Source organism: Campylobacter sp. CFSAN093226 (assembly GCF_012897595.1).
Classification (GTDB): domain Bacteria; phylum Campylobacterota; class Campylobacteria; order Campylobacterales; family Campylobacteraceae; genus Campylobacter_D; species Campylobacter_D jejuni.
In genome coordinates, this window is record NZ_CP040608.1 from 824,920 (window position 1) to 843,636 (window position 18,717).

The following is an 18,717-nucleotide window of genomic DNA, read 5'->3' on the forward strand; positions in this document are numbered from 1 at the left end:
AAAAAATAACAAGCGTGGAGCTGGTAAAAATGGCTTCTTTTTTAATATTCTTTCCTTGAAAATAAAATCAAAGCCAAATTATACCATAAAAAATTTTACATATAATTTAATAAGCTAAGTTGAGAAATTGTTGTACTAGCTTTAAGAGAAGCTTGATATGCAAGTTGAACTTGCATTAAATTCATCATTGCCTCACCATAATCTACATCAATCACATTTGATTTTATACTTTGGACATTAACGCTTAAAAATGATGTGCGTGTATTAACACCTTCGATAGTATTATGATATGCTCCCATAGTTGTATTAAGCTTGCTAACATGATCTGCTAAATGATCAAGTCTTTCTAAAGCTCCTTGCATACCTGTATTTCTAGGGTTTTCACTTTCGGAGTCTGCTCTCATATTGCCTTTTAAAACAGCATCAATCATTGAATCTAAATCTTTAATAATATCCACATTTGGCTCATCTATAGTTAAAGAATTATTCGCGCTAAAACTAAAATTTGGACCATTTTGTACAGTAGAAGTTGTGGTAAAAGGAGGTGCTGGAAATTGGCCACTTTGAGAATCACTAAGAGAAATTTCTATATTGGTTCCTGATGAAAGTTTATCAGTAACACTAATACGACCTTTATAATCCATACTTACATCAACAGTAGCTTGTGAATCTTTCATGAGTTGTTGTATTTGGGTATAATCTGCATTATTAATTTGACCATTATTGGCTTGTATGGTTGTTGTAGGAATTTTATCTGCAGCAAACATACCTATAATATCATTAATTTGACCATAAGTAATATCATTTGATCCTGTAACAACCCCACTATTTCCAGTTGCAGGATTAGTATGCATAATAGGAAAGCTTATGGTTTGACCTGGATTATTAGGATCAGGATAGCTTACAGTTGAAGTTTGTAAATTTATAGTAACATCGTAAGAATTTCCACCTTTGGAATTGACTTTTAAATTTAAAGTAGTACCATTTAGGCTATCTCCTGCCATTACCTCGCTAAGTTTGGTTGAATCAGTGGCATAAGCATTGCTTCCTTTGATAACTTGAGAAACATTACCATAAACAGTATTGCCATTTTTTTCAAAATACACATTATCGTAATCAGCTCCATTAGCAGCATTTCCATCTGTATCTGTCATTTTACTTTTGATAAAATCAGTTTGTTTTAAATCAATTTCAAAGTTTTGTCCGTTAATTTGAATGGTTACAGGATTATTTAAATTTGTAATATCTCCATTATTGGGATTTCCTAGTGCAGCAGTCATAACCCTGTTTGTAACATCTTCCATTGTAATGCCTTCATCCTGTGCTGCTTGGATAATATTATTTAATTCAGTTTTATCATCAGCTTGTGGTGTGAAAGCTACAGCATGAAAATCGAGTTTATTATTACCTTGCTTTAGATCTGTAATTTGAATTTGACCACTATCATTCATACTTACTTCTACTACTTTATTATTTGGAGTATTACCATAAAGAGCTCCAATATTTTCCATTACATCTTCTAAAGTATCTTCGGGTTTGACGAGTACAGCACTTTTAAAACTTGTTCCATCGGGTCTTGTACCTTGAACATAAAGAGTTGTTGGAGGAAAATCTAGTTTGCTATCATCATACTCAAAGTCTTTGTCAGCATCTAAGCTATTATCTTTTACATAACTTTGTCCGATAAGTTGTTGCCATTTAGAATCTCCTGTGAGATATTTAGTTTTATCAGGGTCTTTATTTAAATCCCAACGATTATCTGTAAAACTAACATTAGTGCTTATTTGTTTTTTATAGTCTCCATCTGCTTTAAAAAATAAATCCCAACCTGGTATATTGTATGGGCTTTCAGTTCCAGCTCCAGTTACTACATTAATATTATTTTTATCTCCATAATAATTTCCATTAGAATCAAAAGGTTTGTTTGCAACTTGAGAACCCGCAAAAAGATACTGACCATTAACACTGGTATTTGCAAGCTGAACTATGCTTTCTTTTATACGTTCTAGTTCTTTTGCTATAGCTTCTCTTGAGGTTTGAGAATTGCTATCGCTTGCAGCTTGGGTTACTTTAACTTTAAAATCTTCAAGAAGTTTAACCATATCTTGTAAAGCTTTCATACTATTTTGAGTCATTTCTTGAGCTCTACTTGTTGATTCTTTTACTTGTTCTAACGTTTTAATTTCATATTCAAGACGCGTATTATCTATATAAGTGCTTGCATCTTCATATGAATTTTGTATTTTCAAACCTGAAGCAAGTTGTTGAGATATCTGATATAAAGCACTTTGACCGCCCATAGAATTATTCACACTATTTGTGAAGTTAAGTTTATTTGTAATTCTCATTTTTTTCCTCTAAAGTATTAAAGTTAAAATCTTTTCAAACATTGCTAATAAACAAAAGCAATAACTGTTCCAAAAATTTAAATTATATAATTTTATATTGTCTTTTTGAAAATACTTTTTATTTTTAAAGTATTTTTTAGCCTAAAAAAGTATAATTTTAGCTTTAAATCTTAAAAATGAGCCCGAGTGGTGAAACTGGTAGACGCGCCAGACTCAAAATCTGGTAAGGGCAACCTTGTGTCGGTTCGAGTCCGACCTCGGGCACCACTTATTTTTTGCGGGAATAGCTCAGGGGTAGAGCACAACCTTGCCAAGGTTGGGGTCGCGAGTTCGAATCTCGTTTCCCGCTCCATAGAGTAAAAAAAATATAAAATCTCTTTAATTATAAATTCTCGCTTTTCTCTAATACTAAAAAATACTCATTTTCTAGAATTTCAAGTTCTTTTTGCATTACTTCAAGCTCTTGATAAAGCTTGTTAATACCTATTTCTTGATATACATTTGGATCGGATAAATCTTGATTTAATTTAGCTATCTTTTGCTCTAAAAAATCTATTTTTTCAGGATGGTTTTTTAATATCTCATTTTCTTTGTAGCTCAATTTTTTGGAGCTTTTTTCTTTTTGGTTATTATTTTGCTCTTGGGTTTGAAGCTCTAAAGCAAAATTATCCAATTCTTCAATTTCTTTTTCATTTTCAAGATATTCAGTATAAAGAGTGTGTAAAATATTTATATATCCATTTCCCTCAAAAGCATAAAGTTTTGTTGCGATTTTATCAACAAAATATCTATCGTGTGATACTAGCAAAATAGCCCCTTCAAAACTAAGTAAGTATTCTTCTAATATATTAATCGTAGCTATATCAAGATCATTAGTTGGCTCATCTAAAATCAAAACATCATATTCTTTAGCAAAAAGCAAGGCTAAAGCAACGCGATTTTTCTCTCCGCCGCTTAAAAGAGCCACGCTTTTATCTAAAAATTCCTTAGGAAATAGAAAATTTTTCAAATATCCATAAACATGCATATTTTTACCACGAACTTCAACCCTATCTCCACCATTGGGACAAAAAATTTCAAGCAAGCTTTTATCAGAATTTACCAAGCTTCTAGCCTGATCAAAATATCCTATCTTAAGCTCTCCGCGTTTTATTTCACCGCTATCTTGTTTTATTTGCCCTAGAAGAATTTTTAACAATGTTGATTTTCCACAACCATTTCTTCCTACGATAGCTATGCGTTCACCTTGTAAAATACGCGTTGAAAAATCTTTAAAAAGATTTTTATTGTTTATATTTTTGCTTATATTTTTAAGCTCAAAAAGCATTTTTTTACGATTGATCGTTTTTTCTCCATTAAAATTTAAAGCCGCTCTTGAAATTTCAAGTTTTAAGCGTTTGATTGCCCCAGGATTTTTTTTCGCTTCTTCACGCATTTTAAAAATGCGTTCTTTTCGTCCTTCATTTCTTTTAAGTCTTGCTTTAACCCCTCTTCTAAGCCATTCTTCTTCGCTTTTTAATTGCTTTAAAAGAGTTTCATGGCTCTTAGCAAGGCTTTGCAAAATTTGTGTTTTTTTCTCTAAATAGTTTGCATATCCGCCTTTAAAAATACTAAGCTTACCCTGCTCTACTTCTACACACTTGTGTGCTATAGCGTCAATAAAATATCTATCATGGGAAATAAAAATCACACACATCTTTGAATTTTTTAGCAATTCTTCCAAAAAGCTTGTCATATATACATCTAAATGATTAGTTGGTTCATCAAGCAATAAAATATCAGGATTTTTTAGTAAAAGTATGCAAAGCCCAACGCGGCGTATTTCTCCACCACTTAAAGTAGATATAATGCGATTTTCATACTCAAGTAAACTAAATTCTTTTAAAACGCGTATTATTTTAGATTCTATACTCCAAGCATCTTTACTATCAATCAAAGTCATAAGCGTATCTATTTTTTGAAGATAATCTTTATTACTAGGATCTTCTTCTAATTTTTTATGCAGTATTTCATATTCTTCTAAGGTATTGTAAATTTCTACAAGCTCTTGCTTGATGGCTTCTTTTACGCTTAAATTTGCATTAAAATCAACGGTTTGTGAAAGCATGGCTATGCTTTTTCCATTTTGTCTTATTATTCTACCGCTATCTAAAGGAAGTGCGCCTAAAAGCGTTTTTAAAAAAGTAGATTTTCCTTCTCCATTTTTGCCTATAATAGCAATCTTTTCTCCCTCGTTTGCGCTAAAATTTACTTCATTTAAAACTATTTTGTCTCCAAATTTTTTTGAAGCTTCAATTAAATCTATAAGAGCCATTTTTTATCCTTGACTGAGTTTAAAGCTAAAACTAGAACCATAACCTAAAGTGCTAGAAATTTCAAGATAACTTTTATGTATATTTAAAATTTTCTTTACTAAAAAAAGTCCCAAACCAAAAGAATTATCACTTTTTACATCAATTTTATAAAATTTTTTTGTAATCAATTTTATTTTATCTTCTTCTATGCCTTTTCCAAAATCTTGCACTATTATCTTTTGATCTCTTGCCGTTAAAATGACTTTTTTTTGACTATATTTTAAAGCATTAGAAAGCAAATTTATAATCACTTGCTCGATTAAAAATTCATCAGCCTTAACTTTCGTGCTTTTACCTTGCAATGCAACTCTTTCAAAGCCTGGGTTTTTAGTGATTTTTTCACATAGAGAAAAAAGATCGAATTCTTGCATCTGCAAGGCTTCACTATTAAGATTAAAAACAAAATTAAGCTTATGGGTTAAAGCATTAAGTTTAACGCTTTGACGTGAAATTTTTTCTAGTAATTCCTTTTTTAATTTTTTATCTTCCAATTTCTCATCTTTTAGCATCTCTAAGCTAAGATCAATCACGCTTAATGGATTTTTAAGCTCATGAGAAATAGCAGAAATCACGCTAGCAAGCTGAGTATTTTTTAAAGTGATTTTATCGCTTTGTTTTTTATTTTTTTGGGTATTCTTTAGAATTTTATCCTTAGTTTTTAAAAGTTTCTCATTTAGTAAATTAAATTCTTTAAAGATTCCTTTTTCTAATATAACAACTTTATGATCCCCTATAGAATCCAAAAAATCCAAAATTTTATTAAAATTTTTCTCTATTCTTCTACCTAACAACAACATTAAAATAAAAACAAACAGCAAGCATACTCCAAAACCGATTGCCATTTTTGTCCAAAAAAGTTCTAAATCTAAAAAACGAGGATAAACAATAATAATATATTTATATCCTTTGTAAATAAAGCTTTTAGTGAGAATTTTTTTTGAATTGAAATTTAAAATTTCTCCTTCTTTAAGATTAGAAAAAAAATCAGGATTTTTTACAGAACTTATTTTCATATCATTGTTTAGGATAATAAAATCAGCCCTAGTATCTTTAGCAAAATCCTTGATATTAGCATCATTTAAATGCTCTAAGAGAGAAAATTTTAAAACATCATCAAGGCTTTTGATTTTTTGTTCATATTGTTTTATAAGCAAGAAATTAAGATAAGAATTAGTAAAAGTATAAAAAATAAACCCAAAAATCAAAGCCAATACAACAAAAAAAACTATAAAAATATTTTTAGTTTTTAGCATAATTTATAGCCAATACCCCTAACACTTATAATATGATCTTTTAGTTTTGGAAATTTATTTCTAAGTCTTGTTAGAGCTATATTGATTGTTTTATCACTTGTAGTATCATCTTTCCAAACACTTTCGCTTAAAAATTGTCTAGTAAGCAAGGTATTTGGATTTTCAAAAAAACATTTTAAAAGCTCATAGTCAAGATTTGAGATTTCTAATTTTTGATTTTTGTAAAAGAATTCATAACTAACCAAATCTAAAATAAAATCACCAAAAGATAGTTTTTCTTCTTCTTTTTTATGGCGTTTTAAAATTGCTTTAATGCGAAGCAAAAGCTCATTGAAATCAAAAGGTTTACAAACATAATCATCACAACCACTTTCAAAGCCTTCGAGTAAATCTTGATGTAAAGCCTTGGCTGTAAGAAAAATAACTGCTTCTTTATATCCTTGCTCTCTTAAATCTTGAATTTTTTCTAAAGAATCTCCACTGGGCAAATTTCTATCGACTATTAAAAGATCAATTTGCTCATTATCGAGCAAATCTTCAACTCCAAAAAAATCCGCTAAAGATATAACTTCATAACCACTAGATTTTAACTTTAAAACAAGCAGTTCGTTTAAATCTATATCATCTTCTATAATTAAAATTTTAAATTTCAACATATTGGACAAATACACACGCCTCTAATTGTTTTAGTTCATCTAATACTTCTTTTTGAACTTTTTCATCAATCAAAACAACAGCCAAAGCATACCCAAAACCATCTCTACCAAGCCTAAAATCAGCTATATTGATATTTTTAGCTGCCAAAACGGAACTGATTTTAGCTATAACTCCTGGTATGTCTTTGTTTTTAAAAATAATCATTTTTCCCTTTGGCTTAAAATCAGTTTTAAAGCCATTTAATCCAACTATGCGTTGTTCATTTTCATTAAACACTGTTCCTGAAACACTGATATTTGAATTTTCGGTGATAATTTTAACGCTAAGTTTATTATTATAACCACTATTTGGAAGAGTTTCGCAAGATAATTCAACTCCTTTTTCTTTGGCAACAAATTCTGCATTAACATAATTAATTTTCTCTCCTAAAATTCCACCCAAAGCACCAACAGCTGCAAAAGTTAGCATAGAATTTGCATACTCACCAATAATTCCTTCAGCCTCTAATTTAATACTTTTTATAGGATTTTTATCAATTTGAACAGCTAAAAAAGCCATTTTAGAAACAAGTTCTATATAAGGAGCTACAAAAGGTGGTAAATCTTCAGTTTTAATTGGTAAATTTAAGGCATTAGGATAAGCCACGCCTCGTGCTGCGCTTAATGCTTGCTCACAAGCTTCTCTTGCGATATTGTCTTGACTTTCTAAAGTATTTGCTCCTAGGTGAGAAGTAACTGAAATATTTTCAAAGTCTAAAAGAGGATGATTAGTCGCGGGTTCTTTATCGAACACATCTATACCAAGCCAAGCTATTTTACCACTTTTTAAACCTTCATATAAAGCCTCTTCTGTGTACAATCCTCCACGAGCACAATTTATTAATCTTATTCCATCTTTCATTTTTGCAATTTCTTGCTTTCCTATCATACCATTGGTTTCTTTGGTTTTTGGTGTGTGAATGGTAATAAAATCACTTTTTTCTAAAATTTCATCCAAATTTTTTGCTTGTTCCATATCTAAATCTGTAATCTTAGAAGCAGAAATATACGGATCATAGGCTAAAATTTTCATACCAAATGCTTTAGCACGGATAGCTACTCTTGAACCTATATTTCCAAAACCTATAACCCCTAGCGTTTTATTCATCAATTCAATGCCATACCATTTTTCTCTTTCCCATTTTCTTTCAATTTTTAAAAAATTATGAGCATTGACAAAGCTTCTAGCTGATGTTAAAAGATGTGCCATTGTTAGTTCAACTGCGGCAATAGTATTTGCAGTTGGGACATTCATCACAATCACTCCTCGTTTAGAACACTCTGGAATATCAACATTATCTACGCCCACCCCGGCACGCACAAGCGCTTTTAATTTTTTGGCATGATTTAAAAAATTTACATCTACATCCGTAGAACTTCTAGTAATTGCAACTTCAATATCGCTTAGCATTTGCATAAGTTCATCTTTTGGAAATTTTGCAGCTTCTATAAGCTCAATATCTTCAGCTTTTCTTAGAATATCGACACCTTTATCCAAAATAGCATCACACACTATAATCTTTTTTTTCATAACCAAATTTCCTTTACTTCTGTATTTATTTTATATTTTTTTAATTCTTTGATAATATCATCTATAAGTTTTTCATTGCCTGTATCCAAAAAGATTTCTGGACTATGGCCAGATTTAAGAAGAAAATACTTCACATTAAAAGAATTTAAAGTCTGTCTTAAGCAAAACATAGAATAAATATCATATTTTCCAACTATAAGTTGATAATATTTATTTTTCTCCTTAAGCTCGCTAGTATCCGCATCAAAATATAAGGTAAATTTTTCTGCTGCTGGGGTAAAATCTCTTGTAGGCCATTTTGCTAATTCTTCTTGCCATGAAAGATCTTGATTTTGGGTTTGAATGCTTGGCTGCGTATTTGTATCTTTAGCAAATTGTGGAATGAAATTTACATTAGCTTTAAATTGCCAAAGCAATGTAAAAACAACAGCAAGCAAAATGAGTAATAAAATACTCAAAATGCTTATTGTAATGTATTTTTTCATTAAGCTAGCTGATCTTTAATGATATCACCTAAAGTTACTTTATCATCATTATTGATTTCATTAAGAACTTCTCTTTCTTTTATTCTAACAAGATTTTTAACACTTAGGCGAATTCTATTTTTCTTTTCATCAATAAAAACTATAGCAGCTTCAATATCGTCGCCAATTTTTAAATTTTCAAGCATAGAAGTGCTTATATCTTCTTTATGAATTAAAGCATCAACATTTTTACTTAGCTCTACAAAAACACCAAAATCTTTAATATCACGGATAGCACCTTTTACAATATCGCCGACTTTATGAATTTTAGCATATTCTTGCACTGGAGAACTGCTTAATTCTTTTGTACTTAATGATATTTTTTGGTTTTCTTCATCTATTTTGATAATTTTTACCTTGATTTTATCCCCTTGAGAGAATTTGTCTTTGCATTTATCGTTTCTATCCCAAGAAGCATCTTCATTATGCAATAAACCTTCAATACCACCAAGTTTAACAAATGCACCAAAAGAAGTTACTGAGGTAATTTCTCCTTCAACCACATCTGCAATTTTGTAAGATTTCATAAATTCATCAAAAGGTCTAGAAAGTAAATTTCTTAAAGAAACCCTTAAGCGTCTTTCATTTGGATTGATTTCAATTACTTCAACATCAATTTCTTGACCTTTATTGATATAATCTTTTGGATTTTTAATATTTTTATCCCAAGAAATTTCACTGATATGTAAAAATCCTTCTATATCATTTCCTAAATCCACAAAAGCACCATAAGGCTCTATATTTGATACTATTACTTTAATGGTATCACCTATATCAAGAGTATCTTTTATCTCGCTCCATGGATCAGGTAAAGCCGCTTTTATAGATAAGGATAAATGTTTGCGTTCTTTATCATACTTTATTACTTTAACTGGAACTTTATCGCCCTCTTTATAAAGTGTTCCAGGGTTTACAGGTCCTTTGTAAGAAATTTCGCTGTAATGAACAAGGCCATCAACACCTCCTACATCTACAAACATACCATAAGTGGTAATTTTTTTTACAATACCTTCAATTAAATCTTCTTGTTGTGCTACATTATTGATCAATTCTTTTCGTTTTCTTCTCTCATCATCTAAAGTTTTTTTACGAGAAACAATGATACTTTGCTCATCTTTGTCGATTTTAATAATTTTAACTTTAAACGTTTTGCCTATAATATTATTTGTTTCTTTAAAGCCATATTGAGATTTTGGTAAGAAAAATTCAACATCATTTTCATCAACAACTATCAATCCGCCTTTATTTTTTCCAACTACTTTTACGGTAAAAATATCATCTTGATTTTCTTGATAGTTTTTAATAAATTCAATAACTTTTTCTTTTCTCAAAGCTTTTTTATGAGAAAGTAAAGATCTGCCACCACGAGAACCCATAACAGCAACTTTAATACTATCACCTACATTAAACAATAGCTTAGAATTGTCACCTTGTATTTCGCTAAGAGCTAAAATACCTTCAGATTTTTTACCTATATCTACATAAACTTCATCATTTTTGATCTCTACAATCACACCCTCTGTTGTAGCCTCTTCTCTTGATTTATCAAAAGCTTCTAAAAGCTGTCCAAAATCTTCTTCCTCAAGATAATCATCTACGCCGTCTTGAACTTTTTTGTTCACCTCGCTCATTATGGTCCTTTAAAATAATTTTTAGAAATTGATTGATTTTACCTTATTTTTCTTTAATTAGTGTTAAGTTTTTTTATTTTTGTTAATTTTTTTTAAATTTTTGACTTTTTTATTCTATTTAAAAACATTTTTTAATTAATTCTAAAATTTTCTATTTTGGCGATAACTTTTTGTATAATCCAATCAGGAGTACTAGCACCTGCACTAATGCCACAATGTTTTTTATCTAAAAACCATTCTTTTTTTAACTCTTCTTCGGTTTCAATTAGATAGCTATCTTCACAATTGGTTTTTGCAATCAAAAAAAGTTGTTTTGTATTGGCTGAGTTTTTACCCCCTACAACAACCATAACATCACTTTTAAGCGAGAGTTCTTTAATGGCATCTTGATTTTTAAAGGTTGCATCACATATAGTGTTAAAAACTCTTACTTCTTTGGTTTTAAGTATTAAAAAATTTACTATCTCCATAAAATGCTCAGGCTTCTTAGTTGTTTGGCTTACTACAGCTATTTTATTAGGAAGTTTTATATTTTGAAGTTCTTTTTTATCCAAAACTACATAAGCTTTTGTACTTACATAACTTTTGACTCCTTTAACTTCGGGATGATTTTCATCTCCAAAAATAACAACTTCATAACCCTCCTTACTCATTTGCTCGCAAATTTGTTGTGGTTTTGTAACAAAAGGACAAGTGGCATCAAAAATTTCTATATCTTTTTTTCTCAATTCTTCTAAATCTTGCTTTGTAATACCATGAGTTCTTATAATAGCCTTTTTTTCATTACTTAAAGCTTGTATATTTTCCAAAGTTTTGACATTAAAATTTTTTTGCAAACGAGAAATTTCTTCGTTATTGTGAATAAGAGGGCCTATAGTTGCAGCATCTTTTATTTGTTCTGCTTTTTTAATAGCTCTTTTAACACCAAAACAAAAACCATAGTTTTTTGCTAATTCAATAATCAATCCTAGCTCCTAAATTTGATAAAATCTCTATAAAATTTGGAAAAGAAGTTTTTATACAATCACTATCATCAATCTCGATTCCACAAAGCAAACCTAAAATAGCAAAACTCATAGCAATACGGTGATCTCCATAGCTTTTAATTTTTGAAGATTTTAGTTCGCATCCACCTTCTATTTCAAAACCATCATCAAGTTCTCTAGCTTCAACACCACAAAGCTTTAGATTTTCAACCATCACAGCAATCCTATCGCTTTCTTTAACGCGTAATTCTTTAGCATTTATTAAACTAGATTTACCCTTAGCCAAAGCAAAAGCTATAGCCAAAGCAGGCGCTTCATCTATTAACCAAGCGATATTATCTTTAACTTCTATGCCATTAAGCTTGCTAGACTCCACCCTGATCTCACCAATAGTTTCAAAATCATTTTGAGTTATTGTCATTTCAAGTTTGGCACCCATTTTTTGCAAAATTTTATACGCCTCTATACGAGTAGGATTAAGCAAAATATTTTTTAAAATAATTTGAGATTTAGGTAAAATAATAGCTGCTAAAACAAAATAAAAAGCCGAAGAAGGATCATTAGGAATGATTATATTTTGAGCTTTTAAAGGTTTTTTTAAAGGATTTATTTCAAGACTTAAGCCATCATTACTAACCCTTATTGGAGCTTTCATAGCCTTTAGCATGTTTTCACTATGATTTCGACTAAGAGAAATTTCACTAAAAGTGCATACATTATCAGCCCTAAAAGCAGATAAAATCATAGCTGTTTTAACTTGAGCCGAAGAAATTTCGCTTTTAAAATTAAAAGCTTTTAATTTTTGACCTTCTATACAAAGTGGAGCTAAATTTGCCTCATTTCTTCCATAAATTCTAGCGCCTATTTGAGTAAGTGGTTTGCTTATCCTTCTCATAGGACGATTGTTTAAATACTTATCTCCACTTAAAACAAAAAAACCAGAAATTCCTGCTAAAAATCCTATCATCAAACGCATAGCAGTTCCTGAATTTCCACAGTCTAAAATACAATTTGGAGATAAAATTTCTTTAGGGGGTATAATTTTGACGCAAGAATCTTTTTGTTCAATTTTAGCTCCAAGATTTTTTATAATTTCAAGAGTGTTTAAAGTATCTTGAGCTAAGAGATAATTTTGAGCCTTATTTTCTTCTTGTGTTAAAAGCGAAAATATAGCAAAACGATGAGATATGCTTTTATCTGCTGCTATATTTTCAAGTATAGCATTTACAGGGGTTTGCAATTTGTAAATTTTCATCTTAAATCAAGACCCAAATTTTTAAGAGTATTTAAAATTTTATCCATACATTCATTCACTTGATTATCTTCTAGAGTTTTATTTATATCCCTAAAAGAAAAACTTATAGTAATGCTATAAAATTCTTTAAGGTTTTCATCACTATAAATATCAACTAAACGAAAATTTTCAAGTATTTCTAAATTCAATTCTTCGATACAATTTTTAATCTGATTGTATTCAAAACCTTTAGGTATTAACACGCTAAGATCTCTAGTGATAGCTGGGAATTTGGAGTAAGGCTTAGCTATTTTAAAATCTTGCCTGATTAAATCTAAATCAAGTTCGCAAATATATGTTTTTGGTAAATCTCTCTCATTTTCTATTTTTAAATGCAAACGGCCTATAAAACCTACTTTAATATCCGATAGATAAATATCTGCTTGTTCATAAGGGCTTAAAATATTATATTTTGATGATTTTAGTTTAAAATCACCTATAATATTTTTAATATCTAAAAGAAAATCATAAAATTGCACCGATTCAGGTTTGGCCTTGTTGGAAATTTTAGCTTCTTCTTTTAAGCCAGAATGGATAAATGCAATACGATTTAATTCTTGATTATTAACATTGAAAACAGCCCCTAATTCAAAAAGTTTAATAATTTTTTTAGAATTTTTTGCATTTAAACTTGCTGCATTTAACAAATGATTTAAAAGGGTTGTTCTTAAAGTATTAAGTTCTGCTGTAATTGGATTGATTAGTTTTAATTTAACAGAGTCAAAACCTAATCTTTTAAGTTCTTCTCCATTATCCAAAACATAATGTAAGCTTTCAAAATAACCACTAGCTACTGCTCTTTTTCTTAAATTTAAAAACTCAATATAATTTTTATATGCAGAATTTAAACGATTTTTTTCTATAAATTCTAAACCCTTGGAAGCAATATTATCAATACCTATAATTCTTACAACTTCCTCGCAAATATCTGATAAATTTTTAATATCAGGACGATGTAAAGGTGCTTTAACATTTATAAGCCCTTCACCTGAAAGTATGAGCTCAAAACCTAATTTCTTTAATATTTTTAATACTTCATCTTTATCAACATTTTGTCCTATTATATCGCTAATACCTTCAATACTTATTGGTATGATTGGTAATTCTTTGTCAGTTAAAATTTGTTGAGAAGAACTATAAATAACAAGATTTGGAATCTGCTCAAAAATACCAAGCAAAAAATCCATTCCTAAATTTAATTTAGGTTCACTTCCCCTAAAACTTCTATAAAGCATTTTTTCATCTTGATCTTTATGATATATTTTAGCATCTGCAATTACCAATGGATCGGTATAATTAGCCTCAATAATAATTATTTTAGAATCATCTTTACATCTACTTTCATTATTTTGGAAAATTCCGCTAAAGCTTAAAAGTTTATCTTTGTAAGATACTTTTGTTTCTCCATGCACTTGCTTGCTTAAATTAATGGTAAATTCTTCATCTTTTTCAGAAAAACTACTTAAATCATAAGCATTAAAAAGAACACCAGTTGAATGCGTTGCATAATTTAATAAATTTTCTATGGAATTTTTTCCCAAACCTTCAATTTGAGCAAGTCTTAAACTAAGCAATAAATTTGTTTGAATTTCTTCTTTTAGCCCTATGGCTCGATAATTATAAAGTCCATTAAGTTCTTTCTCAGCTGCTAAGCGCAAAATTCTACCGATACCTAAAACATTTTCACTTTCTTTAAATGGTTTTGGTTCTTTTAAATTTAAATTTAAAGCTGCGGCTAAATCACGAGCTATACCATAAATACTTAAACAATCACCCCTATTAGGAGTAAGTTCCACTTCTATTAGCTCATCATTAAAAATTTCATAAGTATTTAAAGGTCTCCCAAGTTCTAATTTCCCTATACTCTCATCTAAAAGCATAATTCCTTCATTGATTTTTTCAAAACCCAGTTCTAAACTAGAACAAAGCATACCACAAGAATCCACTCCTCGCAATTTTGCTTCTTTTATTTCCATACCGTTTGACATGATAGCACCTTTAGTTGCAACAGCTACAAATTGTCCTGCATCAACATTCGCAGCACCGCAGACAATTTGCAAGGTTTCACTTCCGATATCAACTTGACAAATGCTTAATTTATCTGAATTTTCATGTTTAATTTTTTCCTTAACATAGCCTACAACAACTTTATCTGGAGCCTTTAAAGCGCCAACCCTATCAACTTCTATACCTATAGAGTTTAAAGTTTTAGCTATTTTATCTGAACTTATTTCTTCAAGTTCTAACCAATCATTCAACCAACTTTTAGTAATTATCATCTAAACTGCTCCAATAATCTCAAATCACCTTCAAATAAAGATCTTAAATCTGGAATTTGATGCAAAAGCATTGCAAAACGTTCTACTCCCAATCCAAAAGCATAACCACTTACATTTTCATAACCAACAAAATTATAAACATTAGGATCAACTATTCCACATCCTAAAACTTCAAGCCAACCTGTATGTTTGCAAACTCTACAACCCTTTCCTTTGCAAAATACACAAGAAATATCAACTTCAGCAGAAGGTTCTGTAAATGGGAAAAAACTTGGACGAAAACGAACTTTCACATCTCCAAACATATAACGCAAAAAATCTTCCAATACACTTTTTAAATTTGCAAAGCTAACCTTTTGCCCTTCTTCCACCACAAGGCCTTCAACTTGATGAAACATAGGAGTATGCGTAATATCAAAATCTCTTCTAAATACAGCACCAGGGGCTATCATCCTAATAGGAGGTTTTTGTGCAAGCATTGTCCGTATTTGCACTGGCGAAGTTTGTGTTCTTAAAAGCCTTTTATCATCAAAATAAAAGGTATCTTGCATATCTCTTGCGGGGTGAGATTTAGGTAAATTTAACGCTTCAAAATTATGAAAGTCATCTTCTATTAAAGGCCCTTTTTCTATGCTAAAATTCAAAGCTATAAAATATTCTATGATTTTATCCATGGTGCTCATAACAGGATGCAAGGCACCTGTTGTAATACTTTCATCAAAATAGTTAAAATTTAAAGCATCTTGTTTCATTCTTTCTTCTAAAGCAAGATTTTCCAAATCTTTAAATTTGGCTAAATAAGCCTCATTAAATATTTCTTTTTGTGCATTTAATTTAGCAGCAAATTCTTTTTTCGCCTCATCTTCTAACTCTTTAAGCTTTGTAAAGCCTTCTGTTAAAATACCTTTTTTTCCAAGAACGGAAATCCTAATGGCTTCCAAATCATTTAAATTCTCACATTTTTGAATCTGTTCTATAAAATTTTGCAATTTTCTTACCTTAAATAAAATATTTCAAGTTCTAATTCTATTAAAAACTATTTTAAATTCAGCATAAAAACCAAACTTTAAAGATATAATTGTATCAAACCAACAATAAAAAAGGATAAATAATGCAAGAAAAAACAATTTTTGAACTCATAGTTGAAGGTAAACTTCCATGCAATAAAGTGCTTGAAAGTGACGATTTTCTAGCATTTCATGATATTGCACCCAAAGCACCCATACATATACTTATAATCCCTAAAAAATATTTTAAAGACTTTCAAGAATTTGATCCTGAACTTATGGCCAAAATGACAAGTTTCATACAAGAATTAGCTGTTCTTTTAGGTGTAGATAAAAGTGGATATCGCTTGGTAACAAACTGTGGAAAAAATAGTGGACAAGAAGTTTTTCATTTGCATTTTCATATGCTTGGAGGTTTTGAACTGCCTAAGGAAAAAACTAAAAAAGAAAATCCTCAAGCTTTATTTTAATTTAAATGGTAGAAAAACTACCATTTAAACTATTTTGTCAAAGGTAGCAACATTCCCTCGTATAATTTTTGATAAATTTCATCACCGCATAACTTTTTAGCTAGTTCTAAACCAAAAAGAATTGCCGTAGCTGGACCTGCTGAAGTTATAACATTTTTATTTACAACTACAGCCTTGTTAACACGATTTCCATTAAGTCCAACTTCACAACTAGGATAACAAGCAAACTCGCCCTCTAAAACACCTGCTTCATTTAAAACTATAGGAGAAGCACAGATTGCGGCAACAATTTTATTTTTGCTATGAAGTTGTTTAATGATATTTAAAATAACATTTGAATTCTTAAGATTCATCATACCTTCAAAGCCACCCGCCAAAGCAATAGCATCTAAATTTTCTATATCAACATCCTCTATAGAACAATCTGCTTTTATACTAATGCTATTAGCACCTTTTACCAATAACTCACTGTTTAACGAAGCTATAACAACTTCCAAATCTGGATTTAATTCTTTTGCTCGTTTTAAAACATCCGCAATTCCTATAAATTCAGCTTCTTCAAAACCTTGAGCCAATGGAATTAATACTTTTTTACTCATTTTGTTCTCCTTTTTTATATTTTTTAAATCTTTCTTCTCTTTCTTTGTTTTTTTGCATCATTTGATGATTGAAACCTATAACCAAAACAATCATTAAAAACACAAAAATAACTATTAGAATGAAATCTAAAATTTCCATAAATACAACCTTATTTTTGGGAAATTCTAACACATTTTTTTAAATCTTTAGAGAAAATTCAAAGATATTTCTATAAAATCTTTTTTTAAATAATTTCTCTGAAAAGGTTTACAAATTGAATCAGAAAAATATAAGAATTTTTGTTTTTTTTGTTATTATTATTTTATGGGGCTATTTTTCTTTCCCGATAGAAATATTAAAAATTCAAGATCCTAGTGGAGTTGCAAGCTATGGCTATACAGAAAATGCAAAAGCTTATTTAAAAAGTTATCTTATTACGCTTTTATTAACTGCTTGTGCTGTTATTATCGGAGTGATTATTGGTTTTAGCTTAGCTATTTTACGCTTCTCTAAATTTAAAACACTTAATTTTATTATAGATGAATATATAGACATTATACGAGGAACACCGGTAATTTTACAATTGATGATTTTTGCTTTTGTAATTTTTACTTTTATAGACAACCTTTATGCAGCCATTCTTGCACTAGGACTTAATAGCTCGGCTTATATAGCAGAAATTGTAAGAAGTGGCATTAATAGTGTAGATAAAGGACAAATGGAAGCTGCAAGAGCAATGGGACTTGATTACAAAACTTCAATGAAAGAAATTATTCTTCCTCAGGCTACTAAAAACATTCTACCTGCATTAGCTAATGAATTTATTTCTTTATTTAAGGAAACTTCTGTTGTAGGATTTATTAGTGTTATTGATATTACCATGCAAAGTCAAAGCTTGCAAGCCGTACTTTACAATCCAAAGCCTATTATTTTCACTGGACTTGTTTATTATGTAAGTGTAAAAATTTTTAGTTATTTTGCAAAAAAACTTGAACTTAGGATGAATAAAAATGATTGAAGTTAAAAATTTACAAAAAAAATATGGAGAATTAGAAGTTTTAAAAAATATTAACACTACAATCTCAAAAGGCGATGTAATAGCTATCATAGGTCCAAGTGGAGGCGGAAAAAGTACATTTTTACGCTGCATCAATCGCTTAGAACTAGCTGATAGTGGGGAAATTTTAATCAATAAGCAAAACATACTTGATAAAGAAATTGATATTAATAAGATCAGGCAAAAAGTTAGCATGGTATTTCAGCATTTTAATCTTTTTGCTAATAAAAATGTTATGGAAAATTTATGTTTAACACCAATTAAAACAGGAATTTTAAGTCAAGAAGAAGCCATAAAAAAAGCAAAATTACTTCTTGCTAAGGTGGGTTTAGCAGACAAAGAAAATATAATGCCCCATAAGCTCTCTGGTGGACAAAAACAACGCATAGCTATTGCTAGAAGCTTGATGATGAATCCTGATGTTATTTTATTTGATGAACCTACTTCAGCTCTAGATCCTGAAATGATAGGCGAGGTTCTAAGCATTATGAAAGATGTTGCAAAAGAAGGTTTAACTATGCTTGTAGTAACTCATGAAATGGGCTTTGCTAGAAATGTTGCCAATCGTATATTTTTTATGGATAAAGGAAAAATTGCTGTTGATGCAAGCCCTAAAGAAGTATTTGAAAATCCTAGCAATGAAAGATTGAGAGAATTTTTAAACAAGGTTTTAAATCATTAATTCATAAGCCACTAAGGCTTATGAATT

General features: G+C 29.9%; 16 protein-coding genes and 2 tRNA genes. 5 read left to right on the forward strand and 13 right to left on the reverse strand.

All coding sequences use genetic code 11. From position 1 onward, the window contains the following. Window positions 1-95: 95 nt before the first annotated feature. Window positions 96-2,348: a flagellar hook-associated protein FlgL gene (gene flgL / locus FBF02_RS04300; RefSeq protein WP_002852538.1), complete on the reverse strand. Its 2,253-nt coding sequence runs from the start codon at window positions 2,346-2,348 to the stop codon at window positions 96-98. 180 nt (window positions 2,349-2,528) lie between these two features. Between flgL and FBF02_RS04305 the strand changes: the two genes are divergently transcribed. Together FBF02_RS04305 and FBF02_RS04310 are read left to right on the forward strand one after the other, a co-directional pair. Beyond that, window positions 2,529-2,615, forward strand: a tRNA-Leu gene (locus tag FBF02_RS04305). A gap of 10 nt (window positions 2,616-2,625) precedes the next feature. After that, a tRNA-Gly gene (locus tag FBF02_RS04310) sits at window positions 2,626-2,700 on the forward strand. A 30-nt stretch (window positions 2,701-2,730) separates the two neighbouring features. Here the strand turns inward: FBF02_RS04310 and abc-f are convergent. From abc-f to pheS, 10 genes are all read right to left on the reverse strand, one after another. Continuing rightward, entirely contained in the window at window positions 2,731-4,662 is a 1,932-nt protein-coding gene (abc-f, locus tag FBF02_RS04315; protein WP_002852425.1) for a ribosomal protection-like ABC-F family protein, read from the reverse strand. Between the two features lie 3 nt (window positions 4,663-4,665). Continuing rightward, a complete protein-coding gene (locus FBF02_RS04320) occupies window positions 4,666-5,955 on the reverse strand; it encodes a HAMP domain-containing sensor histidine kinase (RefSeq protein ID WP_002852536.1) in 1,290 nt (429 codons plus the stop codon). Next, window positions 5,949-6,611 carry a response regulator transcription factor gene (locus tag FBF02_RS04325; protein WP_002860529.1) on the reverse strand — a complete coding sequence of 221 codons (663 nt, stop codon included), beginning with the start codon at window positions 6,609-6,611 and terminating at the stop codon, window positions 5,949-5,951. The genes FBF02_RS04320 and FBF02_RS04325 overlap by 7 nt, the downstream gene beginning before the upstream one ends. Beyond that, on the reverse strand, window positions 6,598-8,181 hold the full coding sequence (serA, locus tag FBF02_RS04330; protein ID WP_002852643.1) for a phosphoglycerate dehydrogenase: 1,584 nt from the start codon (window positions 8,179-8,181) through the stop codon (window positions 6,598-6,600). Before serA ends, FBF02_RS04325 begins: the two co-directional genes overlap by 14 nt. Then, complete coding sequence (locus FBF02_RS04335; RefSeq protein ID WP_002852423.1) at window positions 8,178-8,666, reverse strand: hypothetical protein; 489 nt, start codon at window positions 8,664-8,666, stop codon at window positions 8,178-8,180. Before FBF02_RS04335 ends, serA begins: the two co-directional genes overlap by 4 nt. Further along, window positions 8,666-10,336 (reverse strand): 30S ribosomal protein S1, encoded by a 1,671-nt coding sequence (locus FBF02_RS04340; protein ID WP_002852520.1) that lies wholly within the window; start codon window positions 10,334-10,336, stop codon window positions 8,666-8,668. Before FBF02_RS04340 ends, FBF02_RS04335 begins: the two co-directional genes overlap by 1 nt. Window positions 10,337-10,467: 131 nt before the next feature. Continuing rightward, entirely contained in the window at window positions 10,468-11,301 is an 834-nt protein-coding gene (locus FBF02_RS04345) for a 4-hydroxy-3-methylbut-2-enyl diphosphate reductase (protein ID WP_002852585.1), read from the reverse strand. Beyond that, window positions 11,291-12,577 (reverse strand): 3-phosphoshikimate 1-carboxyvinyltransferase, encoded by a 1,287-nt coding sequence (gene aroA, locus FBF02_RS04350; protein WP_002852577.1) that lies wholly within the window; start codon window positions 12,575-12,577, stop codon window positions 11,291-11,293. The genes FBF02_RS04345 and aroA overlap by 11 nt, the downstream gene beginning before the upstream one ends. After that, window positions 12,574-14,895 (reverse strand): phenylalanine--tRNA ligase subunit beta, encoded by a 2,322-nt coding sequence (gene pheT / locus FBF02_RS04355; RefSeq protein WP_002915726.1) that lies wholly within the window; start codon window positions 14,893-14,895, stop codon window positions 12,574-12,576. The genes aroA and pheT overlap by 4 nt, the downstream gene beginning before the upstream one ends. Beyond that, entirely contained in the window at window positions 14,892-15,884 is a 993-nt protein-coding gene (pheS, locus tag FBF02_RS04360) for a phenylalanine--tRNA ligase subunit alpha (protein ID WP_002852567.1), read from the reverse strand. The genes pheT and pheS overlap by 4 nt, the downstream gene beginning before the upstream one ends. Before the next feature lie 122 nt (window positions 15,885-16,006). Here pheS and FBF02_RS04365 point away from each other — a divergent pair, with 122 nt between their 5' ends. After that, the gene (locus FBF02_RS04365) at window positions 16,007-16,372 is read left to right on the forward strand and encodes a histidine triad nucleotide-binding protein (protein ID WP_002852408.1); all 366 of its coding nucleotides are present in this window, start codon (window positions 16,007-16,009) and stop codon (window positions 16,370-16,372) included. Window positions 16,373-16,401: 29 nt separating this feature from the next. Here FBF02_RS04365 and FBF02_RS04370 read toward each other — a convergent pair whose 3' ends face one another. Both FBF02_RS04370 and FBF02_RS04375 read right to left on the reverse strand, forming a co-directional pair. Then, window positions 16,402-16,971 carry a DJ-1 family glyoxalase III gene (locus FBF02_RS04370; protein ID WP_002852508.1) on the reverse strand — a complete coding sequence of 190 codons (570 nt, stop codon included), beginning with the start codon at window positions 16,969-16,971 and terminating at the stop codon, window positions 16,402-16,404. Next, a complete protein-coding gene (locus tag FBF02_RS04375) occupies window positions 16,964-17,143 on the reverse strand; it encodes a hypothetical protein (RefSeq protein ID WP_010891894.1) in 180 nt (59 codons plus the stop codon). The genes FBF02_RS04370 and FBF02_RS04375 overlap by 8 nt, the downstream gene beginning before the upstream one ends. Before the next feature lie 82 nt (window positions 17,144-17,225). On the opposite strand from FBF02_RS04375, the gene FBF02_RS04380 reads away from it, so the two are divergent. Together FBF02_RS04380 and FBF02_RS04385 are read left to right on the forward strand one after the other, a co-directional pair. After that, window positions 17,226-17,969, forward strand: a complete 744-nt coding sequence (locus FBF02_RS04380; protein WP_002856709.1) for an amino acid ABC transporter permease — start codon at window positions 17,226-17,228, stop codon at window positions 17,967-17,969. Beyond that, window positions 17,962-18,690 carry an amino acid ABC transporter ATP-binding protein gene (locus FBF02_RS04385; protein WP_002858785.1) on the forward strand — a complete coding sequence of 243 codons (729 nt, stop codon included), beginning with the start codon at window positions 17,962-17,964 and terminating at the stop codon, window positions 18,688-18,690. Before FBF02_RS04380 ends, FBF02_RS04385 begins: the two co-directional genes overlap by 8 nt. Window positions 18,691-18,717: the final 27 nt, after the last annotated feature.